At 31.0% G+C, this 26,981-nt stretch carries 25 protein-coding genes; 16 read left to right on the forward strand and 9 right to left on the reverse strand.

The features are described from left to right. Position 1: 1 nt before the first annotated feature. From kdpB to accC, 13 genes are all read left to right on the forward strand, one after another. Positions 2-2,035, forward strand: coding sequence for a potassium-transporting ATPase subunit KdpB (gene kdpB, locus GCL60_RS02310; protein ID WP_153418250.1), 2,034 nt, complete (start codon positions 2-4; stop codon positions 2,033-2,035). Positions 2,036-2,049: 14 nt separating this feature from the next. Beyond that, positions 2,050-2,640: a potassium-transporting ATPase subunit KdpC gene (gene kdpC / locus GCL60_RS02315; RefSeq protein WP_153418251.1), complete on the forward strand. Its 591-nt coding sequence runs from the start codon at positions 2,050-2,052 to the stop codon at positions 2,638-2,640. 1 nt (position 2,641) lies between these two features. Beyond that, entirely contained in the window at positions 2,642-3,748 is a 1,107-nt protein-coding gene (locus GCL60_RS02320) for a kinase (RefSeq protein WP_153418252.1), read from the forward strand. Between the two features lie 10 nt (positions 3,749-3,758). Next, positions 3,759-4,868, forward strand: a complete 1,110-nt coding sequence (locus tag GCL60_RS02325; RefSeq protein WP_153418253.1) for a PAS domain-containing protein — start codon at positions 3,759-3,761, stop codon at positions 4,866-4,868. A 65-nt stretch (positions 4,869-4,933) separates the two neighbouring features. Next, positions 4,934-5,158, forward strand: a complete 225-nt coding sequence (locus GCL60_RS02330) for a hypothetical protein (protein WP_153418254.1) — start codon at positions 4,934-4,936, stop codon at positions 5,156-5,158. Between the two features lie 73 nt (positions 5,159-5,231). Then, positions 5,232-6,329: a hypothetical protein gene (locus GCL60_RS02335; protein ID WP_153418255.1), complete on the forward strand. Its 1,098-nt coding sequence runs from the start codon at positions 5,232-5,234 to the stop codon at positions 6,327-6,329. Between the two features lie 381 nt (positions 6,330-6,710). Then, the gene (locus GCL60_RS02340; protein ID WP_153418256.1) at positions 6,711-9,092 is read left to right on the forward strand and encodes a ribonucleoside-diphosphate reductase subunit alpha; all 2,382 of its coding nucleotides are present in this window, start codon (positions 6,711-6,713) and stop codon (positions 9,090-9,092) included. Between the two features lie 28 nt (positions 9,093-9,120). Beyond that, the gene (locus tag GCL60_RS02345) at positions 9,121-10,104 is read left to right on the forward strand and encodes a ribonucleotide-diphosphate reductase subunit beta (protein WP_153418257.1); all 984 of its coding nucleotides are present in this window, start codon (positions 9,121-9,123) and stop codon (positions 10,102-10,104) included. Between the two features lie 80 nt (positions 10,105-10,184). Next, entirely contained in the window at positions 10,185-10,460 is a 276-nt protein-coding gene (locus GCL60_RS02350) for a hypothetical protein (RefSeq protein WP_153418258.1), read from the forward strand. Positions 10,461-10,573: 113 nt separating this feature from the next. Beyond that, entirely contained in the window at positions 10,574-11,437 is an 864-nt protein-coding gene (locus tag GCL60_RS02355; RefSeq protein ID WP_153418259.1) for a YdcF family protein, read from the forward strand. Between the two features lie 116 nt (positions 11,438-11,553). After that, positions 11,554-12,120 carry an elongation factor P gene (efp, locus tag GCL60_RS02360; RefSeq protein ID WP_397601567.1) on the forward strand — a complete coding sequence of 189 codons (567 nt, stop codon included), beginning with the start codon at positions 11,554-11,556 and terminating at the stop codon, positions 12,118-12,120. Positions 12,121-12,384: 264 nt separating this feature from the next. After that, positions 12,385-12,912 carry an acetyl-CoA carboxylase biotin carboxyl carrier protein gene (gene accB, locus GCL60_RS02365; RefSeq protein ID WP_153418261.1) on the forward strand — a complete coding sequence of 176 codons (528 nt, stop codon included), beginning with the start codon at positions 12,385-12,387 and terminating at the stop codon, positions 12,910-12,912. Between the two features lie 26 nt (positions 12,913-12,938). Next, entirely contained in the window at positions 12,939-14,279 is a 1,341-nt protein-coding gene (gene accC / locus GCL60_RS02370) for an acetyl-CoA carboxylase biotin carboxylase subunit (protein ID WP_153418262.1), read from the forward strand. A gap of 13 nt (positions 14,280-14,292) precedes the next feature. On the opposite strand, the gene GCL60_RS02375 is transcribed toward accC, so the two are convergent. The 5 genes from GCL60_RS02375 to acpS form a co-directional block, all read right to left on the reverse strand. Beyond that, entirely contained in the window at positions 14,293-15,588 is a 1,296-nt protein-coding gene (locus GCL60_RS02375; RefSeq protein ID WP_153418263.1) for a DUF1302 family protein, read from the reverse strand. Beyond that, a complete protein-coding gene (locus GCL60_RS02380; protein WP_153418264.1) occupies positions 15,554-16,354 on the reverse strand; it encodes an outer membrane lipoprotein-sorting protein in 801 nt (266 codons plus the stop codon). The genes GCL60_RS02375 and GCL60_RS02380 overlap by 35 nt, the downstream gene beginning before the upstream one ends. Positions 16,355-16,357: 3 nt before the next feature. Beyond that, the gene (locus GCL60_RS02385) at positions 16,358-18,691 is read right to left on the reverse strand and encodes an efflux RND transporter permease subunit (protein ID WP_153418265.1); all 2,334 of its coding nucleotides are present in this window, start codon (positions 18,689-18,691) and stop codon (positions 16,358-16,360) included. Further along, on the reverse strand, positions 18,691-19,206 hold the full coding sequence (locus GCL60_RS02390; protein WP_153418266.1) for a methyltransferase family protein: 516 nt from the start codon (positions 19,204-19,206) through the stop codon (positions 18,691-18,693). Before GCL60_RS02390 ends, GCL60_RS02385 begins: the two co-directional genes overlap by 1 nt. A 119-nt stretch (positions 19,207-19,325) precedes the next feature. After that, entirely contained in the window at positions 19,326-19,712 is a 387-nt protein-coding gene (gene acpS, locus GCL60_RS02395; RefSeq protein WP_153418267.1) for a holo-ACP synthase, read from the reverse strand. A gap of 81 nt (positions 19,713-19,793) precedes the next feature. Here acpS and GCL60_RS02400 point away from each other — a divergent pair, with 81 nt between their 5' ends. After that, on the forward strand, positions 19,794-20,378 hold the full coding sequence (locus tag GCL60_RS02400; protein ID WP_153418268.1) for an ATP-dependent Clp protease proteolytic subunit: 585 nt from the start codon (positions 19,794-19,796) through the stop codon (positions 20,376-20,378). A 69-nt stretch (positions 20,379-20,447) separates the two neighbouring features. On the opposite strand, the gene eutC is transcribed toward GCL60_RS02400, so the two are convergent. Both eutC and GCL60_RS02410 read right to left on the reverse strand, forming a co-directional pair. Further along, positions 20,448-21,230: an ethanolamine ammonia-lyase subunit EutC gene (gene eutC / locus GCL60_RS02405; protein ID WP_153418269.1), complete on the reverse strand. Its 783-nt coding sequence runs from the start codon at positions 21,228-21,230 to the stop codon at positions 20,448-20,450. Between the two features lie 10 nt (positions 21,231-21,240). Beyond that, positions 21,241-22,611, reverse strand: coding sequence for an ethanolamine ammonia-lyase subunit EutB (locus GCL60_RS02410; protein ID WP_153418648.1), 1,371 nt, complete (start codon positions 22,609-22,611; stop codon positions 21,241-21,243). A 306-nt stretch (positions 22,612-22,917) separates the two neighbouring features. On the opposite strand from GCL60_RS02410, the gene GCL60_RS02415 reads away from it, so the two are divergent. Together GCL60_RS02415 and GCL60_RS02420 are read left to right on the forward strand one after the other, a co-directional pair. After that, on the forward strand, positions 22,918-24,186 hold the full coding sequence (locus GCL60_RS02415) for an RCC1 domain-containing protein (protein ID WP_153418270.1): 1,269 nt from the start codon (positions 22,918-22,920) through the stop codon (positions 24,184-24,186). A 180-nt stretch (positions 24,187-24,366) separates the two neighbouring features. Then, positions 24,367-24,996, forward strand: a complete 630-nt coding sequence (locus GCL60_RS02420; RefSeq protein ID WP_153418271.1) for a nitroreductase family protein — start codon at positions 24,367-24,369, stop codon at positions 24,994-24,996. Between the two features lie 64 nt (positions 24,997-25,060). Here the strand turns inward: GCL60_RS02420 and GCL60_RS02425 are convergent, their stop codons facing one another. Together GCL60_RS02425 and GCL60_RS02430 are read right to left on the reverse strand one after the other, a co-directional pair. Beyond that, positions 25,061-25,699 carry an NADPH-dependent F420 reductase gene (locus GCL60_RS02425; protein WP_153418272.1) on the reverse strand — a complete coding sequence of 213 codons (639 nt, stop codon included), beginning with the start codon at positions 25,697-25,699 and terminating at the stop codon, positions 25,061-25,063. A gap of 158 nt (positions 25,700-25,857) precedes the next feature. Further along, positions 25,858-26,679: an alpha/beta fold hydrolase gene (locus tag GCL60_RS02430; RefSeq protein ID WP_153418273.1), complete on the reverse strand. Its 822-nt coding sequence runs from the start codon at positions 26,677-26,679 to the stop codon at positions 25,858-25,860. Between the last annotated feature and the right edge of the window lie 302 nt (positions 26,680-26,981).

The raw sequence follows: 26,981 nt of genomic DNA on the forward strand, positions 1-26,981 counted from the left end.
AATGACAAAATTAAATTCCAATCTTTTTTCTACTCCACTGTTATTGCCAGCTATAAAACAATCTTTTGTAAAACTTCACCCGAAAATTCTTTATAAAAATCCTGTTATGTTTGTTGTTGCTGTTGGAAGTTTAATAACGACTTTATCTATTTTGTCAGATTTGTTTTCTAATAATTATGAGAATTTGAATTTTACATTACAAATTTCGATTTGGTTATGGTTTACCGTGTTATTCGCTAATTTTGCGGAAGCTTTAGCAGAAGGAAGAGGTAAAGCTCAAGCGGAAAGTTTAAAAAAAACCAGACGTGATACGCAAGCAAGTATTATCGATCTCAAAACAAAAATCATGCGCACCGTTTCTGCTTCAACTTTAGTCAAGGGCGATCATGTTGTTGTAAATGTTGGTGAAGTTATTCCATCTGATGGAACTGTAGTAGAAGGCATGGCCACAGTAGATGAATCTGCAATCACAGGAGAATCTGCTCCTGTGATTCGTGAATGCGGTGGGGATCGCTCTGCAGTAACAGGGGGGACTACGGTTTTATCTGATAAAATTATTGTAATGGTAACAGCTGAGCCTGGTAAATCTTTCTTAGATAAAATGATTTCTTTGGTAGAGGGGGCTGAAAGAAAAAAAACTCCTAATGAGATTGCTCTTCATATATTATTGTGTGGGCTTACAATTATCTTTTTATTAGCGGTTGTTACGTTAAAACCTTTTGCTCTTTTTCAAAATACATCTGTTTCCATTGTTTCATTAATTGCTTTATTAGTTTGCTTAATTCCTACAACAATTGGTGGGTTGTTATCTGCTATTGGGATTGCAGGAATGGATAGAGTTTTGCAAAGAAATGTGATTGCGATGTCAGGTAGAGCTGTAGAAGCCGCTGGAGATGTTGATATTTTATTATTGGATAAAACGGGGACAATAACGGTTGGGAATCGTATGGCGACGGAGTTTTTTCCATGTCCCAATGTTACGGTAGATGAACTTGCAAAAGCATCTCTCGCTGCTTCTTGGTTTGATCAAACTCCAGAAGGTCGCTCTATCATTAAATTGGCAAATGAATTACATGCCTATTTTCAATTGCCAGCCAACTCAATTCCTATTCCTTTTACTGCGGAAACAAGAATGAGTGGTGTGGATACTCCTTCTGAGTCTTTTCGAAAAGGCTCTATGGAATCCATTTCATCATGGGTAAATTCATTGGGATCAAAACTTCCTGAAGAAGTTTTAGCTAATGTAACAAAAATTTCAAAACTTGGTGGCACTCCTCTTGTAGTTGCAAAAGGATCAAAAGCTCTTGGCGTTATATATTTAAAAGATGTTGTGAAACCTGGTATCAGCGCCAGATTTGAACGAATTCGCGCAATGGGCATTCGAACAATCATGATAACAGGAGATAATAAATTAACAGCCGCTGCAATTGCTTCTGAAGCGGGTGTCGATGATTTTCTTGCAGAAGCAAAACCTGAAGATAAATTAGATTTAATAAAGTCCTTTAAAAAAGAAGGATTGATGGTGGCAATGACAGGAGATGGGACAAATGATGCTCCTGCATTAGCCCAAGCTGACGTAGGATTGGCAATGAATACGGGGACTCAAGCTGCTCGAGAAGCAGGTAACATGATCGATCTCGATTCCGATCCAACAAAAGTTATAGAAATAGTTGAAATAGGAAAACAATTATTAATAACACGCGGCGCTTTAACAACTTTTAGCATTGCAAATGATGTTGCTAAATATTTTGCTATCATTCCTTCGCTATTTTTAGCATCCATTCCAAGTTTAGGTATTTTTAATATCATGCATCTTGCTAGCCCAGAAAGTGCTATTTTATCTGCTGTTATTTTTAATGCAATTATTATTATAATTTTAATTCCTCTAGCTTTAAAAGGAATTAAATATAGACCACGTTCGGCAATGAGTTTGTTACGTTATAACTTGGTTGTATTTGGTCTTGGTGGAGTTATCGTTCCTTTTATTGGTATAAAAATGATCGATCTAATAATAAATGCATTTAATTTAATATAGGAATTAAAATAATTATGCTTAAGACATTTTATCGAGCAATCAGTTTCTCCCTTTTTATGTATTTTTTAGTTGGTATTTGTTATCCTTATGCGACGTATTTTTTAGGATTAAATTTATTTCCAAAACAAAGTAAGGGGAGTCTTATTTTTCAAAATGGAATACCTGTGGGATCCGAATTGATAGGACAAAATTTCTCTCAAGCAAAATATTTTTGGGGACGTCCTTCAGCAGCTGGTGAAAAAGGATATGATGCAACAAGCTCTGGAGCATCAAATTTAGCAACAACAAATAAAGATTTAATAGATAGAATAGAGAAATCTATTCAAGAATTTCTCAGACAAAATCCATCTATCAAAAGGGAAGAAATTCCAACAGATCTTGTTACCGCATCGGCAAGTGGATTAGATCCTGAAATTTCAATTCAATCTGCAAAAATTCAAATTCCTCGTATTGCGAAAGCTCGAAATATAAGTGAAAATAATTTGAATTTATTAGTTGATAAGTTAACTCAAAATCCAACCTTAAGTTTTATTGGTACGGAAAGAGTGAATGTTTTACTTTTAAATATTGAATTAGATAAAGAAACATCTAAATTGAAGAATTAATATGAAAACATTTGAAGAAATTCTTGAAAGTAAAAGAAGAGGATCTTTAAAAATTATTATGGGATATGCTGCTGGTGTAGGTAAAACCTATTCCATGCTTTCTGAGGCACAGGCTTTAAAACAGCGAGGTTTTGATGTTGTCATTGGTTATGTGGAACCCCATAGAAGGCCAGATACACAATCTCTTGTTATTGGCTTAGAACAAGTTCCTTTAAAAAAATATTCCGTTGGTAATATGGAATATTATGAAATGGATGTAGACGCTATAATTAAAAGAAATCCTCAAATTGTGTTGGTTGATGAATTAGCGCATACAAACGCGCGTGGCAGTAAGCATGAAAAGCGTTATATGGATGTGATCGATATTTTAAACTCACAAATTAATGTAATAACAACTTTAAATGTTCAGCATTTAGAATCTGTTGCAGATAGAGTTTCTTCTGCAACAAAAGCTTCTGTTCATGAAAGAATTCCAGATAAAATTTTACAGTTGGCTCATCAAATTGTTATGGCCGATATTAGTATGGAAGATCTTCGAGAACGACTCCGTCTTGGAAAAATATATGATCAAGATAAGGTAGATAATGCTCTTATAAATTTTTTTACTTACAATAATTTATCTTTTTTACGTGAAATTTGTTTAAGAGAAGCAGCAGGAAATCAATTTCAAAAAATGCAAGAAAATAGTTTTGGAGAAGGAAAAGTTTTTGCTGAAGAAGCTGTTATGGTTGCGCTTAGTTCCGATCCGACAAATGCTCCAACTCTTATTCGTAAAGGAACAAAAATGGCGGCTCGTTTATCGAGCCGTGTTTATGTTACTTATGTTCAAAAAAAAGCAGAAGATCCTTCTCATATTGATTCACAACTCCAAAGAAAATTACAACAAAATTTTGAATTAGCAACGAAACAAGGAGCGATTGTTCGCATTTTACAAGGTGAAAATATTTCAGATGTTTTAGTTAACTTTGCATTTGAAAATAAAATTCGTCATGCTGTCTTTGGTAAATCAAGATTAACACCTTTGAGAGAACGCCTTCGTGGTTCCATTTTACTAGAATTTATTCATGATGCGGTCGGAATTGATGTTCATATTATTAGTGTAGAATAGCGAGAAAAAAATGAATGTTTTACCTCCTATGCGACGAGAAATCTTATTTCAAGTATTAAAGATTGTTTTTTTATCTAGCGCTCTTTCTTTGTTTTTAATATTATCTATTTATTTTAGCGCTAAAAATCCAAAAAACACTTTAATATTTAATTATCAATCTATAAATAGTTTATTAATAATGTCTGATAATCTTGATTCTTTGTTCCTAGCTCAAAATAATTTAATTCAACTTCGAAAAAAAGAGGTAGAAAGTTTTGAAGATAATTTAGTTAAATTAGAGAATGAGAAAGTTAATATAGATTCATTTAAAAAAATTAGAGAATTATTTGAAAAATATAAAAATAATGAAAAAAAAATGGGTTATAATGAATATTTTATATTGCGTAGTCTTTTAAAAGAACAAATTCAGAATTATCAAGAAAAAACTTCAAAAATTATAGTAGATAGAGAGTCTTTTACAACAAAAGTTTTAATTTTATCTGTTATTATATTTTTAATATCTTTAATTGTATCTGTTTATTATTCTGAGAAAATTTCTGGTAAAATAGCCTATCCTATAAAAAAAATATCTGAAGTTTTACAAAATAAACCAAGTTTTGGACAAAAATTAAAATTCCCTCTACCTGAAAATCTTGAAATCAAAAATTTAATAATAGAACTAAATGAGCTTTGGAAAAGACTAAGTGAAATTAATAATAATAATGTTAAAAGTTTGAATGCTCAAAGAAATGAATTTGATGTTGTTTTAGATACCATTGAAGATCCCATAGTTGTTTTAGATCATTTGGGAAAAATTGAGCACCATAATAAATTTTTCGCAAATTTGGTGGGTGCGAAGCCGAACTCTCTTAACTTTCAAGCTTGGAATGATGTTTCTTTATCTTCATTGAGTTATTTGCAGTTAAGAAATCTTTTAAGAAATGAAAATATAGAAGAATCTTTATTTTGGGCGGTTTTAGATAATTCAGATAAAATTTTTCGTCTAAGAAAACGCTATATATTTGATAGCAATAAAAAACGTTGTGGAACCATTTTTATCTTACATGATATCACTTATTCATTCCCCCTTGAAAAATTTAAGGAAATGTCGTTGAAGCTTAAAGAATCTCAGACTAAATAAGAAGAGTCCTTTTTTTTTGAGTTTAGAGTGTTTAAAGTAAAATTTTTAATGAAAGTCATCTAAATATGAAAAATAATCTTTTAATATTAATTACTTGTATTTTTGCAGTCTCTTGTACAGTATCCATCGGCGATTCTAAAGATCAAGCAAAAAAATCAGACGAAGAGATTGTCAATGAGATGTGTAATGAAGGGAATCTCAAAGCATGTGAGGTTGTTGATCTCATCCAAAAGAAAAAAGAAGAAAAATATCAGAGAGTTATAAAAGAAAGTGGTATAAGAAGTAAGTAATATTTTTATTGATTTTTTCTTTATTATAAAATAGATTTTTCAATGATTTATTATAATAATTGAGGTTAAATCAATGCCTAAAGTCCCGTATCTTTTTTCCTTAAGTAAACAAATCATTTTTTTCTTTGTATTTGTTTTCTTTTTTATAGGTTGCCAATCAACAAATAAAAATAAATTAAAAAAGTCATCTCAATTTGATAAAGCTCTCGTTTTTTACGCTTCTGACGATCCCATTTGGTTACCTTATTTTTCCAATTCATTTACACGCCGTATTTCTGAAGATGGAGTCTATAATGCTGTTCAAAATCGTGATTTAAATAAAGAATGGATGATTAATAGTTTAGGTAATCAAGAAGATGTTCTTGTTGAAGATAAATTTCTTTTATATTCAAATAAATTGCGTGGATTTATTTTGGCTGGAAACTTTTCTAAAGCTCAAAAATTGTCTGTTATTTATATGAGAGATGCAGTCTTATTATTATCAAACAATCCTTCTTCTGTTTCTTTTTCTTATGCAACGCTAGCATTTTGGTCTGCAATATCAAATTTAAAAACTTCAAATTCTTTAGCTAGAGATTATGGAATTATTTATGAAAAATATTCTTCTTTTAGTGTTAAAGATAATTTAGAATCACAGGTTGATTCCAAATTAATTGATAAATTAAAATCAATAACTATGCCCTATATTGCAAAACAGAAATCAATAAAAATTTTAAATGCTAAAAATTGTACGACTTTTATTGATGGTCAAGAATTAAAATCTTCTGCAATTATGTTACCACCTAAAATGCAAAGTGTAATTTCAGCTAGCTGTTCAAATGGTTCTTTTTCTCAAGTTTTTATTGCGGAAAAATATTCAAGTATCAAAATTTCCCCTTATATGCCTTCTTCTTTTTATTCAATGCCTAGCGTCGCTTCTCTCCCTAAAGAGCAAATTTTATCTTTGAGGCCTTCTGCAATTATTCTTATCTATTGGTCTCATTCCGATAAATATATGGAATCACAACTTGTCGATCCGAAAAGTTTTTCAGTTGTTAAAAAAACACGTATTCTTTTGTCTTCCAAAAAGGATTTAGATGAAGCAGGTGATAATCTAATCGCTTTTCTAAGGTCTAAAAATACCCAGAGTCCTAAAACTTCTTCCCAAGGCTTGACCTCGTCATCCAATTGACCTATCTCCTTGCCCATATGCGCTGTCAAAAGCTTGTCATTTCTTGGATGCCATTTATTACATCTTTTTCATTTGAATTATCTGCTTATTTCCTACGCTTTTAAGTATTAATGCTCGTAAAATTTGAATAACTTTTGTGTCAGGAACTTTTATGCTCACACTATTGACAGCGTCTTTTGACATGCGTTAACACTATATATAACAAGTGTCGGCATTTTCATCCTACTTAATGAAGTGCCGCAATTCCTCGCTAAGAGAAGATTTGCGGTAGATGAATTTTTGCGGCATTGGGTACCATTCATTTGTATGGCTATGTATTAACTGCTCTTTTCCTTGACTTAAAAAGTGGAACGACTTGTACACCATCTGGAGAAATATTTCATGGCGATGTCCTCTTATAAACCTCATCATCCTAAAGCGAATTTATCTGAGTTAAATTTTTCTAGCGTTGATTTTAACTCTTCATTGCAGAACATCATTCTCGATGTCCGTCCGCTTATAGAGCAAGGAAGAGAGTATTCTTACATAGCGGCAAGTATACTTTCTGAGCAACTCAGGCTCGAAGTCTTAAAAACAATAGGGTTAGAAGCTACCGTTTCAAACTTACCAGAGCAGGAAAAGGTTTATCCCACTCTTTCTCAATATGTTCACTATGGAACAGAGCAAGGGCAATTATCGAATCGTCTACGTGAATTAGATCTCGAATATTTAAATTCTTGCATAAAACATGATCGTAATTATTTATTTGATTACATTGGCGCACATACTCTTTATGATCGTTACCTTTTGCATAAAAAGGGAATGAGATATGAAACTTGGCAACATTTTTGGATGCGTGTTGCTATGGGTGTTGCTTTAGCAGAAGGCAATGCAACCGAAGCCACAAAATATGCGGCAGAATTTTATGAAGTCATTTCTCAAATGCTTTATGTACCAAGTACCCCAACATTATTTAATTCAGGTACAAACCACTCTCAAATGTCTTCGTGTTTTTTAACAACAACACAAGATGATCTTCTCGATATCTATCGTCAGTATTCTGATAACGCGATGTTATCAAAATATGCAGGAGGTTTAGGTAACGACTGGAGTAACATCCGTGGAAGTGGGAGTTGGATTAAAGGAACAAACGGCCGTTCTCAAGGTGTTATTCCTTTTATAAAGGTACAAGATTCCTCTACAATAGCGGTGAATCAAGGTGGAAAAAGAAAAGGCGCTGTTTGTGCTTATTTAGAAACATGGCATTTAGACATTGAAGATTTTCTTGAATTAAGAAAAAATACAGGCGATGAACGTCGTCGTACTCATGATATGAATACAGCAAATTGGATTCCTGATCTTTTTCTTGAAAGAGTAGAAAGTAACAGTGAATGGACACTATTTTGTCCTTCAGAAACTCCCGATCTTCATGACGCCTATGGAGATCACTTTAAAAAATTATATGAAGATTATGAGCAAAAAGCATCGCTCGGTCAAATCCATAATTTCAGAAAAATTTCTGCTGTTCAGCTGTGGCGCAAAATTTTAACGATGATTTTTGAAACAGGACATCCTTGGGTTACATTCAAAGATCCTTGTAATTTAAGAAGTGCACAACGTCATATCGGCGTAGTTCATAGCAGTAATTTATGTACAGAAATTACTTTAAATACAAATGCAGAAGAAACAGCTGTTTGTAATTTAGGTTCTATAAATTTAAAAGCAGTCTTTCAATCTGAAAATCCTGGAAAAACATTAGAGCATGCCGTGCGTGTTGGAATGCGCATGTTAGACAATGTGATCACAGAAAATTTTTATCCTATAAAATCAGCAGAAACGGCAAATCATCGCCATCGTCCTGTTGGAATGGGATTTATGGGTTTTCAAGATGTTTTATATATGAAAAAAATACCTTATTCAAAACCAGAAGCAATGTGGCTTTCTGAAAAAATTGCAGAACAAATAAGTTTTCATGCAATTAAAGCATCTGCTACTTTAGCAAAAGAAAGAGGCTCTTACTCAAGTTTTCAAGGCTCTACTTGGTCTAAGGGTAAGGTTCCAAAGGACACCATAACCGAATTAGGTTCACATGTTAAGGTACCAGAAGCGCCTTCAACTTATCTCTCAAAATCGGGAGAGTTGTTACCTTGTGATACGCTATTATCTCAAGATGGCTTTAACACTCTATTAGACTGGGATGAAATTCGTTCTCTTGTTTCTGCAGGAATGAGAAATAGTCTTTGTTTAGCAGTTGCACCAACGGCAACAATTTCAAATATTTCAAATTGTACTCAATCTATTGAACCGACTTATAAAAATCTTTATGTGAAAAGTAACATGGGTGGTGAATATACAATTATTAATGAGTATTTAATAGATGATCTTAAAAGCTTAGGCTTGTGGAATACAGAACTTTCTCGTGAATTAAAACTTTGCGATGGTGCTGTGAGTGAATTAAATATTCCTGAAAACATCAAAGAGCTATATAAAACAGCTTTTGATATTGAACCAGAGCAATTGATTCGCTGTGCCGCATTACGTCAAGTTTATATAGATCAAGCTCAAAGCTTAAATTTATATATGTCTGCTCCTAGTGGGAAAAAAATTGATGAAATGTACCGCTATGCATGGCATTCTGGCTTGAAAACAACTTATTATTTAAGAACAAAAGCAGCTACAAGTGTAGAAAAATCAAGTATATCTTCAAGAAAAAAAGAAGCAATTATAGCGCCCGAGGTGAAAGCTTGTTCGATAGACAATCCAGAGTGTGAGTCTTGTCAATAAAAATCTTTCATCTTAAAGGAGAACATTTATGTTAATTAATGAAGTTAGACCTCAACTTATGCCATTTAAATACCCATGGGCATGGGATGAGTTTAAAAATTTATGTAAAAATCATTGGCTCCCACAAGAAATTTCAATGGCTTCTGATATAGCTCAATGGAAAAATCAAGGTTACCTTACTCAAGATGAGCGTCACCTTATTAAAAAAATATTAAGTTTTTTTGCTAATACAGACGTGTTAGTGGGTGATAATATTATTATGGCAATTTATAAGCATATTACCAACCCAGAATGCCGTCAGTATTTAACGGCACAAGCATTTCAAGAAAGTATCCACTCTTGGAGTTATTCCCATATTGTGGAATCTCTCTCTATGGATCAACAAGAAGTTTTTGGTGAATTTAAAAAAGTAGGAACAATTAAAGATAAACACGATTTTCAATCCCAGTTTTTTGAAGGGATTTTAAATGAAAGCTTTTCTACAAAAACAGCTGAAGGCCGTTCTCTGTTTTTAAAGAATTTGTGCGCTTATTATATTGGCATGGAAGGTATGCAGTTTTATAGTGCCTTTGTTCTTTTATTAAACTTTAAACGTCGTAATCTTCTTGTTGGTACATCAGAACAACTAGAATATATTGTTCGTGATGAAAGCTTACATTGTCGATTTGGTACAAAACTAATTAATCAATATATCGAAGAAAATATTGATATTTGGACACCAGAATTAAAAGAAGAAGTAAGAAAAAATATTGAGCATGTTGTTGAGTTAGAAGATGCGTTTGTTGCAGATTCTCTCCCTCGTGATATTCTTGGGCTTTCTCGATCCCAATTTGCAAGATATATTCGTTATATTGCAGATAGACGTATCGAAAGCATAGGTTTAGAACCCATTTATGGTGAAGAAGAAACTCCATTTCCTTGGATGAATGAAATTATGGATCTTCCAAAAGAAAAGAACTTTTTTGAAACACGCGTTACAGAATATCAAACAGGTTTTGGTTTAGAATGGTAAAAATGACATAAGTTAACAGATTGATCCAAATAAATAAAGAAGCTATCGTTAAAGAAGAATAATTCAATGAGGTTAATCACATGTATTGGAACCAATTGATTAAAGCTTTTTTCATTATGATAGCTTCTTTCTTTTTGTGGAGTTCTTGTAGTAAACAAGACTCTGTAGATTTAATGGTAGATATACCTGAGTTATTAAGAAGAGACAAACTGGCATCTTTTTATGGGCCAGAGGCAAAAAAACATTGTGAGCATTTTCGTAAAGTTTATGCAGGATTTTGTGATACTGTAAATCAACCGTATATAAAATGTTATGACTTAAACGATAAAAAGTATAAGTTAACAGAATGTGATTAATAAAATCAATTTTAATTCCTTAGCAAAAACAAAAAAACTTGGTATAAACCTTTTGCACATATTTCAAATAATAGTGCTCAAAGGTTTATATCAATAAAATAAGGAATTCGAAAATGAATGAAACAACACAAATTTCGAATTGGAATTTAGATCTCAAAAACTATTTAAAAGAATTCACTTTTGATGCGGGACTACCTAGCATCATGCTGCTTTTGTGTTGTTTGTTATTATGGCTCTGTATTTTTCGAAAATTAATGAAAATCTTACTTACCTTTGCAAGTTTTTTTATTATCATAATATGCTTTAAAAAAACCCCAGATTATCTTTCAAATTTTTTACTTTCCCCTGAATCTAAAAAACTGCAAAATCAAAATTTTTTAAGCCAAAAGATAGAGCTAATTCCTGATCCTCTTCCTAATTGTGCAAAAAATGCGAATGCCATCATTGTGCTTGGCGCTGGTATATATCAAAAAGATTTGCCATCAATTATTTCACAAACAAGATTATTAGGATTAACGGAATTATTAAAAGAGTCAAACTATAAAAAACAATGGGAATCAAATAAAACTCCAATAATTATTACGGGTGGTTATACAAATAAGTATATTTCTCAAAGTGAAGCTCAAGCTATGAAAGAGTTTATACATTATACTTATGGAAATTCAGCAATAAATTATAAAATTATTACTGAAAATGAAAGCAAAAATACCTATCAAAATTCAGCATATTCAAGAGAAATATTTGAAAAAAATAATTATAATAAAAATATTATTCTGCTTACAAGTAGTACCCATATGTTTAGAGCAAAACGTACCTTTGAAAAACAAGGTTTTCAAGTTTGTCCTATTCCTGTAACCTCCTTTGAGTCCAATGGAAGCGGGATTTTTAATTTTGCAAATGCTGTAACAACTGTTGGTTTATTAAATGAATATATAGGTATAGCAGGCTATGGCTTAAAAGGTTGGCTAAAACTCTAAAATCCTGTTTTCCGTTCCTTTATAATCAGCAAAATCCTGAAAAAGCTGCATTGCAATTTTATAATTAAGATGTTAGTTCCAATTTCGCATGAAAAGGAGTTTTCTTTATGAGTAGTATGTACGATACCCGTGACTTTCGCCGTGGGCTAAAAGTTCTTATGAATAATGATCCTTGGATTATTGTTGATTTTCAACATGTTAGTCCAGGAAAAGGCGCAGCTTTTACGCGCACAAAAGTAAAAAACTTAAGAACAGGGCAAGTTGTCGAACACAACATAAAAAGTGGAGACAAGCTCGAAAAACCTGATGTCGAAGAAAGAAACATGCAGTTTTTATATAATGATGCTGATGGTTATCATTTTATGGATACAGGAAATTATGAACAAATATCTTTAACCAACCTCGAAGTTGGTGACACAAAAAACTACTTAATTGAAAATTCAATCATTAAGGTCGTGTTTTTTAATAGCAAGCCTATTGGTGTTGAAACAGAAACATTTGTTGAATTAAAAGTTGTAGAAACATCTCCTGGAGTTCGTGGCGATACCGCAACGGGAGGTAGTAAACCTGCAAAATTGGAAACAGGGCTTGTGGTAAGCGTGCCATTCCATATTAATGAGGGTGATATTCTTCGCATAGATACAAGAGAAGCTGTTTATGTAGATAGAGTAAATCGTAAATAAGTTTTTATAAATGAATTGAGTTTTTAAAGCTGGTAGATATTTAAATCCACCAGCTTTTTCATTATTCATTGAAGAATTAAAATTTGTTTTTTTCTTAAAATAAAAGGGATTTCTTTTTCAAGGTATTGACTTTACTTAAGGAATTATGGAAATCTGTTGATGTTTTAGTTAAGAGCTTTAAAAGTTCTTTTTTTGGGTATATCTATACACAAGTACCTTTGTCTAAATTGTGAAACAAGGTATATATTTAGAGGAACCACAATAATGATTGATGTAAATAAGATTGAAAAATTAATGTCCTTAATGGCGAAGCATGGTTTTGATGTTGTGCAGGCAGAATCTTCTGGCGAAAAAATATCACTAGCAAGAAATGTTTCTCATACAGGAGTATTTCAACCACAAGTGGCTGGGTATTCTCCAAACATTTCTCATGCTAGAAGTTCTTCAAATACAGCAAATATTTCAATGGAGTCCATTGAAGAAAATGAAGTATCTTCTTCAGCTCCTTCAAAATCAGAACCACCAAAAGAAACAAAAAAACAACCTGAAGGGACAACAATAACAAGTCCTTTTGTAGGTACATTTTATCGTTCCGCTGGTCCTGACCAAGCACCTTTTGTTGAGTTAGGCTCAAGAATTAAAAAGGGTCAATCACTTTGCATTGTAGAAGCAATGAAACTCATGAATGAAATTGAATCTGAAATTGACGGTGAAATTGTTGCGATTCTTGTAGATAACGCAAAACCAGTAGAATTTGGAACTCCACTTTTTATCGTTGCTCCTGCTAAGTAAACAGAAAATAATGTGAGTAAATAAACATGAAAAAAATTCTTATTGCTAACAGAGGCGAAATTGCGGTTCGAATTATCCGCGCTTGTCGAGAGCTTGGTATCAAAAGTGTTGCCATCTACTCCCAAGCTGATGCACATAGTTTGCACGCAAAACTTGCTGATGAAAGTATTTGTATAGGACCAGCAGAAAGCAAAAAAAGTTACCTTCATATCCCTGCTATTATTGCGGCGGCTGAAGTAAGTGGCGCCGATGCCATTCATCCTGGTTATGGATTTTTATCTGAAAATGCACATTTTGCTGAAGTTTGTGAAAAATGTAATATTAAGTTCATTGGACCAACTCCAGAGCAAATGAGAAAACTTGGCGAAAAAGTAGCAGCTCGCGAAGTTGCGCGTAAAGCAGGACTTCCTTTTTTACCAGGTTCTAAATCTGCAATTGAAAGCATTGATGTCGCCAAAAAAACAGCAAAAGAAATTGGTTTTCCTGTTATTTTAAAAGCAAGTGGTGGGGGCGGTGGACGAGGCATGAAAATCGTTCACAAAGACTCTGACCTTGAAAAAGCCTATTTTACTTGCCGCCAAGAAGCTGCTGCAGCCTTTGGAAATTCAGAAGTATATTTAGAAAAATATCTTGAAAACCCTAGACACGTCGAAATTCAAATCATGGCAGATAAACATGGCAACATTGTTCATTTGGGAGAACGTGATTGTAGTATTCAACGCCGTCATCAAAAGGTGATCGAGGAAGCTCCTTGTAATTTATTAAATGAAAAAGAAAGAAATAAAATTGGATCTTATGCTGTTTCATTAGCCAAAGAAGTTGGTTATCATGGCGCGGGTACGGTTGAATTTTTAATGGATGACGATAAAAACGTTTATTTTATGGAAATGAATACTCGTATTCAAGTTGAACATCCAGTAACGGAACAAATTACGGGTGTCGATCTTGTTCGTACACAAATACTTGTTGCGATGGGTGAAAAACTTCCTTTTACACAAAAAGATATTCAAATTAAAGGCCATGCCATAGAATGTCGTATTAATGCGGAAGATCCAAAAAGTTTTGCTCCATGGCCTGGAAAAATTACAGCATATTCTAGCCCTGGTGGATTAGGTGTACGTGTAGATGGTTTTGTTTATCATGGATATACTGTGGTACCTTATTATGATTCCATGTTAACTAAATTAATTGTTACAGCTGATACAAGAGAACTTGCCATTAAAAAAATGGAATGTGCTTTAAAAGAATTTATAATTGATGGAATACGAACAAATATTCCTTTTCATTTAGAAGTTTTAAAACATCCTGACTTTATGCAAGGAAAACATTCTACTCGCTTTTTAGAACGTGCCGGATTTGTAAAGTAAATCTATTTTATAATTAAAAAAGGTACTGCACTTCAGTAAAAAAGGCGGAAGCATTTTTTAATTCTCCAAAAAAGCTGTCACTTGGTCCTCCATAAATTTCTGCTCCGATAATCCCTTTCCAATTATCATTTATAGAATAGTTTACTTTAGGTTTAATAAAATAATCTTTTTTATTAAACCAATAAACAATAGCAGCTTCAATTTCCAACGATTGATTCCATAATTTATAGTTTGGACGAAATGTAAAACCATATTGATCTTGTGCTTCTTGTTGTGTAAGTATTCTTTGTTGTTGTAATATTGATAATAAAGATAAATTTGTAAATGAATTTTGATCTTGAAAATTATAAATATGGCGATATAAAGCCTGTAAATTTAAATTAAAATTTTCTAATATATTTCTATCAATTCCTATAACAGCATATAAAAAATTATTTTGTTTAAAATAATCAATTCCCTGGCTATTTGTTGTTATTGTATAGGCTATCTCAGAGCGAATTCCAAAATCTCCTAAATTAATTGCAAAATCACCACCAAAAGATTGAATATGATCAAATGTTAAATCAATATTTAATCCATTACTATCAATTGAGCTAAGAGTTAAATTAGGGATTTTTGAAAATCCATTAAAGTAACTAAAAGAATAATCAATAGTTTCACTTGATTTATCAATTTTTAATGCAAATTGGGTTTCAGGATTAGATGGAGATTTACTATTTAAAGAAATACCAGGTTGGGATTTAATAGGATAAACAGGAGATACCCATTCAGGAATCCAAATCCCAATAAATCGAAATCCATTCAAATTAAATACAGTTTTTGATGAAAAAACCCCGAGACGCTGATCATCATCATTTGTAAAAAGTTTTTTATAATTTTTAACAGAAAGATTATCCGTTGGATTTATTTTATCGGCTCTCCCCCAAACAATAATCTGACGACCATTTCTAAAATCAAAGTCTCCCAAAGTATTATCAATATAAGCTTCTCTAAAAACAATATTATTTATTTTATTTCCTAATATATTTTCATCTTGTAAATAAGTCTCTAAATAAAATTTTGTTCCAATTATTTCTTCAGAACGCAAATTTAACCATGCAGAACCTACAGCAAAGTTTCTTGTGTCTGTAAAATTTTTATCATTAGTCCAATAAGATCCACGAACAGAACCAGTTAAATCAATTTTATCTAATAAACTTTTATCTATAGATTGAGCAAAAATACTTAAATTACAAAAAGGAAACAACGAAATTAAAAAAAGAAAAATTCTTATATTATTTTTCAAGAGAACGTGTTGTAAATAGGTCATCAGAAACCCCAACATTTACTTTATAATTTTTAAATTCAATGATAGTTTTGTGGTTTGATTGTACATTTTCAGCTTCTAAATACATAGGTTGCCATTTTGAATTTTTATCATCTACTTTTTTTATATCTTTTGCTTTAAATTTTTTTAATAGCTCGCCTGAAGTATCATAAGATTCACCTTTTATAGAAACGAAACTTTCTTTATCAATCCAACTTATCTGCTTAGAATAACCTGAGTTTTCTTTTGTTTCCTCATTTTTAGGTGTAGATTCAATTACCCAACAATTTTTATCATCTATCTTTTCTTCTTTTAAAATTTTATGATTCCAATTATCTGGTTTATGACCAATAACATCACCATAAGAAAAATCAGTGCCCACAAATGAATCTTTTTTATTATTTGAAACAAGTCTTCTTACTTTTTTAAGAGCAGGTAAGTAAATCCAAATATCATCATCTTTTCCTGTATGCTCAATCATTAAAGTTTTTGTTCCTTTCACATCGCTTGGAGATAGAAAAGTAACTAAACGCATATTGTCTTTTGTTCCTTTAATTAATTTAGTTTGACCAATTGTATCTCTAATTCGCTCTTGTCCTGAATTATTTATTAATTTAAATGTTGAATCCGATGAAGAATCAATAACTTTAGAGGTAATATAATTCCGATTGGCAATATCATTTGCAGATAAATTTTGTGCACTTATTTTTGAGTTTATAAAAATACCATGTAGACAAATAAAAAAATAAATTGAATTTTTCTGAATCATAAATTATTTTCTTTCCTCAAAAATAAATTTTGGTCTTAAAGTAAATATTAGTGATGGAAATATAGTTAATGTTGAGATAGAGCTTACAAGCATCGCAGTAGCAATTAAAAAACCCATCCAAATATGAATCATAAAGCCATAAGATAACATTAAAACACCAAATCCTCCTGCGACAGCAGAAGATACAAAAAGTGCTGCTTTTCCAGCAGACATAAATGCTTTTTTGATAGCTGTAGACTCATCTATTGAATTTCTCAATTCTTCTCGCATTCGAAAACTCATATAAATACCATAATCAGCGCCAATACCAACAGCCATTGCTGAAATTAAAGAAGTAGATATTTCAAGTGGTATTCCAAATAAGCCCATAATTCCAAAGTTAACAAAAACAGCTGCTAAAAGTGGAACTAAAATTAAAAACCCTGCTAAAAAAGAACGAAAAACCAAGGAAGTAATTAAAAAAACAGTGGTGATAATTTGAAGTATGTTAAGAATTTTATCATGAACAATAATCTCATTAATAGCTACAGTAGATAAACTTCCTCCACCAAATAAAATTTTAATGTCCTTAGGAAATTTATCTGCAACAAATTTTTTAACATTTTTAACAAGATCAGCAAGAACAAGAGAGGAATCTGTTTTAACAAAAGCAGTGACAAGTGCACGTTTGTAATCATTATCTACATAGCTATCAAAATCTCCAGGATCACCTGAATTAGAATAAAGAAACAAATATTGCGCAACAAGATCTTGACTTGTTGGAATATTAAAATATTTTAAATTGTTATTATTCATAGATTGGTTCATTTTTTTAATAAATTCAACAATAGAAATTGTTTTTCCAATATTTTCATTTTTATTTAGATAATTTTGTAAATTATCTATAGCTACTAACACATCTGGTCTTTTAATAGAATCTTGAGTGGGACCTTCAATAACAGCATAAAATAGATTTGTACCCGCCATATATTCATTAATTTTTTTGTCATCTAAAATAAATTGATCATTTTTACCTATATCATGCTTTTGTGAATTATCTACTTTAAGCCAATAACCACCCAAAGAAAGTATTAAAATAAGTGTTCCAACAAAATAAAATACAGATTTACGATGAAACATTGAAATTTTATAAAACCATTCTGTAGCATTATCCCAAATACTAATAGATCCTTCTCTACTAAGTTCTCGCTCTCCTGGAGGTTTTAATAAAGATCTAAGTGCGGGAATAAAAGTCATTTCTAGAATAAGTGCTGAAATAATTCCTGCTCCTGTAAATATTCCAAATGTTCTTATGGATCGCAATTCAAAAATAGTAAGTGAAAAAAATCCAAGAGCAGCTACAGAACAAGCTACAAACATGGTTGGTCCTACTTTTGATAGTGAATTTAATACAGCAATATTGTTTATTTCTCTTGGATCTTTATTTGGTTTATCATTTTTTATTTTAGAGTATTCCTCATAATATCGTTTTAAAATTTGTACAGCATGACCTGCAGCAATGGCAAGTATTAAAATTGGGGTACAGGCATTAAATACATCAAAAGGTTCATGCATCATTCCTAATAAACCCGCAGACCAAACTACTGCTAATAATGCTGTAACAAGAGGTAAAATGAGAGCTTGTTTTGTTCGAAAAGCTTCATAGTGGATCAAACCAATAATAAAAAGAGAGAGGGGAAATAAAAAAATCATTCGCGAAGAATATTTTTCAAGTAAACCTAAATACATCGCCATTCCTGAAAGATATATTTGAATATTTTCATCACGCTCTGGTTGTACAGTTTCTTCTACAAAATTTTTAATTTCTAAAAAGCCATTTTTTGGGAATTTAAACTCAGCAATAATTAATGTTGTTTTTTCATCATTTGAAATAATAAGATTTTTATAAACTGGATTATTATCGATTGCTTTTTTTAATTCAATAAATTCTGAATCCTTTGTAGGAATTTTATGAATTAGAGGTTTAACGATCATACCTTCAGAATTACCTTCAATATTTTTTGTTTTTTTAGAAGTTAAACTTGTTATGTTAGTTCTTACAGAAAGCGGCGAATTTTGAATTTTATTTGTGATATTTTGTACTTTTTGTAAAACATTTTTTTGAAAAATAGTACCATTTTGAGGTCTTATTCCAATAACAACTGTAACCTTGTTACCAAAAATTTTTTCTATTAAATTTTGCGTTACAATCATTGGATGTGTTTGTGGAAGAACTGAGTCTGGATCTATTATAATATTTAGCGATTTTAGTTGATAAATAAAAAATAATGTAATAATAGTTGTCATAATTAAAACTATATTTCTATGTTTTATTATTTTAGAAATATAATTTACCATTATTTATCCTTTTTTATTTTATAAATTTTGATAATTTGAAATATAGTAATATCCCATCTTGGAACTTTTTTTTTGTATTCGGAGTATAAGTCACCAAATTTTGAATATAAGAACTTTTCTTCAGGTTTTATTTGAAAAATAGTTATATAAGTATAAAAAATAAATGGCATGATCCAAGGACTTAAATTTCCTAAAATAAAAGCGAATCCAAATAAAATAACAAGACTTCCTAAATAAATTGGATTTCTTGTATATTGAAAAATACCAGAAGTGACTAGCTTGCTTGTCAAATCAAGTTCTGTTGGGCTTATTGTAGTTTTTGCTTTTTTGAGTTGGAATATTGAGGTAAAAATAATTAAAATACCATTTAAAATAAAAATAATTCCTAATAAGTTCCAAGGATAAATCAAAATCTTCTTTATTGAGTAATATGTATTTAATATATACATTATTAACAATGAAATAATGAAAATGATTGGAGGAGGTATTTTTGCTTCAAGAAATTTAATATTCATATTACTTATTTTATATATGTTAATATTTAAAAAAGTCTTTCTTGAAAATCATATTAAATTAAAAATTTACAGTCAAAAAAAAATTTTGACATAAGAATCTATTTGTCTTTTATAAGAAGTCAATTTTTAAAAAGAATAACTGTGGCAATAGCATATTCTTCATGATGACTTAAGGAAACATCATAATCTTCTATCTCTAAGGAAGCTAAAATTTTTTTTATATTGTCTGTAATATTTATAAAAGGCCTTCCATTTGTTTCATTTTCTACCCATATTTCTTTTGGGCTTACACCATTTGCATAAAGTCCAGTACCAAGAGCCTTAGCAAAAGCTTCTTTGGCAGCAAAACGAGCGGCATAGGACGCTGTTCTGCCCTTGGGTTTGCTTTCACAGTAGGCAATCTCATTGGGATGAAATACTTTTTGAATGAAATTTCCTACAGATAACGATTTTTCAAAACGAGGAATATGGACCAGATCATTACCTGTGCGCATTTTTTTTGCCATTTCTAAGCTTGTCCCACTTTCTTGTTTGAATTATAATTAAAATCAAATCATTTCCTAAAATTGAAATGAGAAGGAGCCCAAATGCCAAACCATGATGATTTGACCTCAATTTTTGAAGCCACGACTCAAAAAAAACTTTTTGATCAGCGCATCGTCATTCTTTCAGAAGCTATCCATGCAGCATCTGCAAAAAGAGTTATTGAACAATTATTTGCCTTAGAAGCCGCTGATGCAACTAAGGAAATTTGGTTATTCTTAAATAGCCCAGGTGGTGAAGTCAACTCAGGCTTTGGAATATATGATACCATTCGTTTTGTGCGCCCAGAAGTAAAAATTATTGTAACAGGGCTTGCCGCTAGTGCTGCTACTGTTGTTTTACTTGCCGCAGAATCAAAACACCGTTATTCTATGCCAAATTCAAGACTATTAATTCATCAACCTTTAATAGGTGGAAGTATCCAAGGCCAAGCATCTGATATTGAAATTCATGCAAAAGAAATTTTAAAAACTCGTGAAAAAATAGCGGAACTTTATACAAAAGAAACAAAACAACCGATAGAGCGAGTTCGTAAAGATATAGAGCGTGATTATTGGATGACAGCTCAAGAAGCCCTAGAGTATGGACTAATTACAAAAGTAATTTCTTCTTGGAATGAAGTAAGATAATTTACTTAAAAAAGGCAATTAAAATAAATTTCTAATTGTCTTTTTCCTGCTTTTGTTGATAAAAATGTATCAAGTTTCTAAAGTAACAATCCCAGAATCTTCAATAAATATACTTTCATCTTTTAAAAGAACTCCACTGCTATTTATTTTTTGAGCTTCAATTAAAAGCCATGCTGTTTTAAAAGCAGCTTCTTTGTATGAAAGTCCTTGAAGTCTAACATTTGAAATGCAGTTTCTTTCTGATTCTTTTTTTCCCTTTTTTGGATTCCAAGTTAAATAAATTCCTAAACTATCGGGAGAAGAAAGGCCAGGACGCTCTCCAATAAAAATAATGGAGGCTTGACTTTGTAATGCTTCGCCTATTTCGTCACTTAATGCAACTCGAGCCTGTTGAGCAATAATAATAGGATTTAATTTAAATGTTGTATTTTTCAATGCATGATTTAATTCAAATAATAAGGGACAAGCATTTATATTTATAGCTGTTGCTGAAAGACCATCACCAAATATTATAGTAATATTTCCTTTATCTATATTTTTTTCTTTTAAAAATTCCAATGAGTTTTCTGAAAGCTGTCTACCTAAATTAGGATTCATTAAATATTCTTTTTTATTTAATGCTTTGCTATTTACAATAAATGATTTAAAATTATTTTCTAATAATAATTTCTGAATATTTTTTATATCTAATTCTTTATATATTGCATCTTTTGCAAGTGCGTGTGACATGCCAAATTTTAATAATTCATCAGTGGGTATGCTATTTCCTGTTCTACCAAGAGCTATTCTTGCATCTGTATGTTCTTTAAAAGAACTCCAAACATCTTTTTTAATAATATTATTTTTATTCACAATTTTTACCTTATGATATTTGAAGTAATGGATGTTTTAAAGAAGGAGAAATAATGTTACCTATTGTGTCAAGTAAACCAATATTAGATAACCAATTTTCAAATTCGGGAGCTCTTTTTAACTTTAAAAGATCACGTAAATAGAGGGCATCATGAAAAGATGTACTCTGATAATTTAACATAATATCATCAGCACCCGGAATTCCCATGATAAAAGTAACGCCTGCATTCCCTAATAATGTAAGTAAAATATCCATATCATCTTGGTCTGCTTCTGCATGATTTGTGTAACAAATATCACAACCTATTGGGAGACCTAGTAATTTTCCACAAAAATGATCTTCTAAACCTGCTCTTATTATTTGTTTTCCATCAAATAAATATTCAGGACCTATAAATCCAACAACGGTATTTACCAAAAGAGGTGAAAAATGTCTTGCCACTGCATAAGCTCTCGCTTCGCATGTTTGCTGATCTATATCAAAATGAGCGTCCGATGAAAGTGCACTACCTTGTCCTGTTTCAAAATACATTACATTATTTCCAATCGATCCTCGATTTAGCGATAAAGCAGCTTGATAAGACTCATTTAAAATAGAAAGATTAATTCCAAAATGTTCATTTGCTTTTTGCGTTCCAGCAATAGATTGAAACACAAGATCAATGGGAATATTTTTTTCTATTAATTTTATTGAATTTGTTACATGAGTCAAAATACAGGATTGAGTTGGAATTTGAAATTTTAAAATTATATCGTTTAATAATTCATTCATAGTAGCTAAAGTTGTTAAGTTATCACTTACAGGATTAATACCAATAACTGCATCTCCACTTCCATAAAATAGTCCGTCAATAAGGGAAGCTGTTATGCCTTTTAAATCATCTGTAGGATGGTTTGGTTGCAAGCGAACAGATAATCTATTTGGAAGTCCAATCGTATTTCTAAATTTTGTAACGACGCGGCATTTTTTAGCTACTGTAATCAAATCCTGATTTCTCATAAGTTTGCTAGTGGCAGCAGCCATTTCAGGGGTTATCCCTTTTGAAATATGGTTTAATTTTTCTGATGTTGCTTCGTCAGATAATAACCAATTTCGAAAGTCACCTACAGTCAAATGAGAAATATATTGAAATGAATTTTTATCATGGGTATCTATTATCAGTCTTGTTACCTCATCTTCTTCATAAGGAACTAAACTTTCAGTTAAAAAATATTTTAATGGAATTTCAGCTAAAGCAAATTTAGCCGCCATTCTTTCTTCCGCATTAATTGCTGAAATACCTGCAAGGTTATCACCAGAGCGTTCAGGGGATGCTTTTGCAAGTAAAGTTTTTAAGTCTTTAAATTGAAATATTTTATTACCAATAGTATGTTTATAAATCATTTGATAAGTATTCCATGAAAGGATTTATTTTAATTGAGCCATTAGATAATTACAATATAATTTTTAATTATACAAATATTTTAAATAAAAAATAATAAAAATATAGACATAATAAAAGATTTAATTTTAGGAAAATATTGCATTTAAATTGTCAAATTTAAAATATTTAAAAATTTTTAATCTATAATAATATTAATATAAATAAAATTTTTATAAATCAGATTGAAGGTTTTTTAGTTGGCTAAAATATTATTAAAAATATATTAAAATGAAATAAAGTTATATTAAAATAAAGGAATTTCTGTGAATATAAAAAGTATTTTAATATTTTCAAATATTTTTGTGGTTTTCATTTCTTGCAATCAGCTTTACGATTTAAACGATCCTACAATTCCGTTATCAGAAAATACATTTAACTCTCTTGATGAACTTGTAAACTATTCTATAAAAATTGGATATGTTCCTTCCTATACAACAAATGGAGGTGAATATGGTTTAATTAGTTTAGGTGATACGAGTGGATGTGTTGTTATGAGAAATGGAACTGTAAAATGCTGGGGCTACAATGCAAATGGACAACTTGGTACAGGTGATTTAGTGAATAGAGTAACACCTACACTTGCTTCAGCATTACCAACAACTACGGTAACGGGAGGTGATTTTTCCGTTGCTATTGCTTCTGAATATCAACATTCTTGCGGTTATTTTAAAACAGGTTTTAAATGTTGGGGTGATCAAACAAATGGTAAACTAGGGAATGGCGTTACATCATCTACAAATCAATTAACACCTGTTTCCGTAACAAATTTATCTGGCAGGCAATTAAAGAAATTTAATGCTGGAGATAATCATTCATGTGGGCTTTTTGTTGATGATGGTAGCATTAAATGTTGGGGTGATAATGCAAGCGGGCAATTAGGAGATGGGACTACAACAGTGAGATCAGGTGGAGTTACTCCAGTTACGGGTGGCACTTCATTTTCTTTTTCATGCGCAGATTTTACGAGTTGCTCCGTATCTACTGCTAATCAATTAAAATGCTGGGGGGGTATTTTATCTGCGACTTCTCCAACATTAGTTTCATCAAATGCGACTTTTGTATCTAGTGGAGAGGGAGGACATATGTGTTTCATTACCACTGCTCAAAACGTCCAATGCTTTGGAAACAATTCAAATGGACAATTGGGAAATGGTTCAACAGGAGGCTCTTCCACTACCCCTGTGACTGTGTCAAATCTCACTGGAGCGAGTATGGTTATTGCAGGAAATAATCACACGTGTGCTGTTACAAACAATAATCAATCTGCTTATTGCTGGGGAGATAATTCGACAGGACAATTAGGTGCTGGTGTTTCTTTAACGAACTATAGTGTTCCTCAAAAAGTTGTTGGACTTCCTTCTGGTGCAATCATTGTTGATATTGCTTCTGGTGATGCCGTAAGTTGTGTTTTATTATCTAATGATGATGTCTATTGCTGGGGGAATAACTCAAGCAATGACTTTTTGGGGGTTGCTAAATCTACTGCAAATTCTTCAACAGCAATTAAAATTTTAAATAGAGCTGATCCTTAATAATTTGAATGTTATTTTAACTTATAGTAACAAATCATCATTAATAAATAATAAAATATTTTTTAAAATAGGCTTATAATTTCAAGCATACAAAATATTTTAAAATTTAATTGGCTAAAATAGAATTTAAAAAAAATAGTGGTATCATATTTTACGTAATTTGAAATAAAGGAGATTGCCATGTCATCTACATTAGAAATTTTAAAAAAACGCACATCAGCAAATAATTTTAATAATACAAAACAAATAAGCGAATCAGATATCCGAGAACTTATTAGTTATGCCTGTGAAGCCCCCTCTTCTTTTAATATTCAACACTGGAGATTTGTTGCAGTAACTGAAAAGGATGTTAAGGAAAAATTAAAAGCTGTTGCGTTTGGTCAACAAAAAATATCTGATGCTGCTGTTACATTTGCGGTGTTGGGAGATCTCAAAGGAATAGATAAACTTTCTGAAGCAATTTCTCCCATGCTTAAATCTGGTGCTATAGATCAAAAAGCTCATGATGGTTGGCTTGGAATGGCAACGGGAATGTATAAAGATAATCCACAATTAGTTCGTGATGAAGCTATTCGTTCAGCCTCTTTAGCTGGAATGAATCTTATGATTGCAGCTCAAGCAAAAGGTTTTGTCAGTGGCGCAATGGTGGGCTTTGATCCTGAAGGAGTTAAAAAGGTTCTTGGAATTTCAGATCGCTATGTGCCTGTAATGTTAATTGCAGTTGGCCCTGAAGCTCCTGGAAATTGGCCTCGCAAACCACGGTTTTCAGTTGATCAAGTTTTAAGTTTGAACAAGTTTAAAGAGTTTTAAACTACGAGTAGATTTCATTTTTTTATTTGTAGATTGTTTGGGCTTTATGTTATTTTTTTTAAATTCATTTTCTTCTAAGAATTCCAAAAGAAAAATCTCTGCCCATTCCAAATTTATATGCAGATTGTATCCATAATAAGGCAAAAGGTTCTAATAATCGAGCACTAGATAATGGACCTACATCTAAAGATTCAAAGCCAATATCTTCTATTAATTTTGCAACAACACTTCTGTTTTTTTGATCGTTACTACAAAAAAACATAATTGATTTTCTATTTTCCAAAATAGGATCTTCCATTATATTAAATCCAGTTGTATTAAATGATTTATATACAAGGCATTCAGGTGCTAAATTTTGAATTATTTCAGATCCAGATGTATTGTGTCCTACTTCTAATCCACTCAAATCTTTTTTTAATGGATTTGTGCAATCAATTAAAATTTTATTTTTAAGATGACTTGAAATAGATTTTATCAACTCTTCAACAGCACTCCAGGGTGTTGCTAAATAAATGATATCGGCTTTTATTATAGAATCAATAATACTGTTAATTTCTATAGAGCTTCCTAATTCTTTCTTTAAATTTATATTTTTATCTGAATTTACATCTCTTACTCCAAAAAATACTTTATGACCTTTTTGGAAAAGTTTTTTTGCAAGAGTACCTCCTACATTACCTGAACCTATAAATGAAATATTCATTTTTAAAACTCTCCTTATAATAAATAAGTAATACTTAAAAGAAGAAAATTGAAAATGTTTCTTCAAAATTCTATTTTATACATTTTTATAAAACTTATTATGCCATAATTTGGTTAAAAATTTAAAATTTATTTGAAAAAAAATAAACTTTTTTTAAACTATATATAGAAAATGACATTAAAGAAGGTATAAATAATTTTTTTTACTTCTTCAGGTTTATCCCAAAAAACAGCATGTCCTACATTTTTAAAAAATATTGATATATCATCAAAGTTTTCTTTCAAATAATTTAATTGAATGCCAGGATCCTCTTCACCTATTAGAATCTTTATTTTTTTTCTATGCTTTTCAACACATTCTTTAGGGCTTATTCCTTCTAAATTCATGACTGATTTATACCAATACTCTCTCATTTCTCCATCAGCTCTTAGAACATTTTCCACAATTTTATCAACTTTAAATTCATTTTGATATGAATTTGATTTTAAGCCTCCATTTGAAACGTAAAATTTTGCTTCATTTTTTGTTAAATTATTTTTACCAATAAGTGGCGTTGCCTCATTAAAAATAAATACCTTATCAAAGTTTTTTTCAATATAAGAGCAAGGTGAATATCCATCTAAAATAACATTTTGTATGAAATTATATTTATCAAGTATTTCTAATGCAATATTGCCACCAATAGACCAGCCGTAAATATTTAAATTTTTAATTTTTAAATCAGCTAATAGTTCTATAATAGAGTCTGCAAATCCAGAGATTGAATAGGATTGTTTTTTATTTTTTGAATTTTCACTTTCTCCATGTCCAAGAAGATCAATGGATAGAATTCTAAAGTTACTATATAAATTATTTATTAAATAATGAAAAATCTCTTTGCTACAAGAAAGTCCATGAATTAATAAAAGGCAATTATTTGAATTTGAGTTCATGTCATAATAAGAAATATTGCCAAAATTTGACTGAAATATTTTTAGCATAAAATTAGCTTTCCGCTGGTACAAGTATTATTTTTAAGAGAGAAATGAACTGAATTCAGAAATTCTCTTTATGAAAACAATAAGAACTGCATGATTTGCAAAAAGAGTTCTCCTTTTAGTACACAAATTGAAGGTCAATTTCAAGTTTCTGCTTAAATTATGAGACTTTTTTTGTCAACTAAGGTGACTTGGGAGCAATGCTACTCGGTTAAGCTGAACCTGATAAAAGAATTGTTGATTTTACTCTTTTTCTTTGTCCAAAAGAATTTTTACTTTCTCGATAATTAACTCGGGATATTTTT

This window comes from Silvanigrella paludirubra (assembly GCF_009208775.1).
Lineage (GTDB): Bacteria > Bdellovibrionota_B > Oligoflexia > Silvanigrellales > Silvanigrellaceae > Silvanigrella > Silvanigrella paludirubra.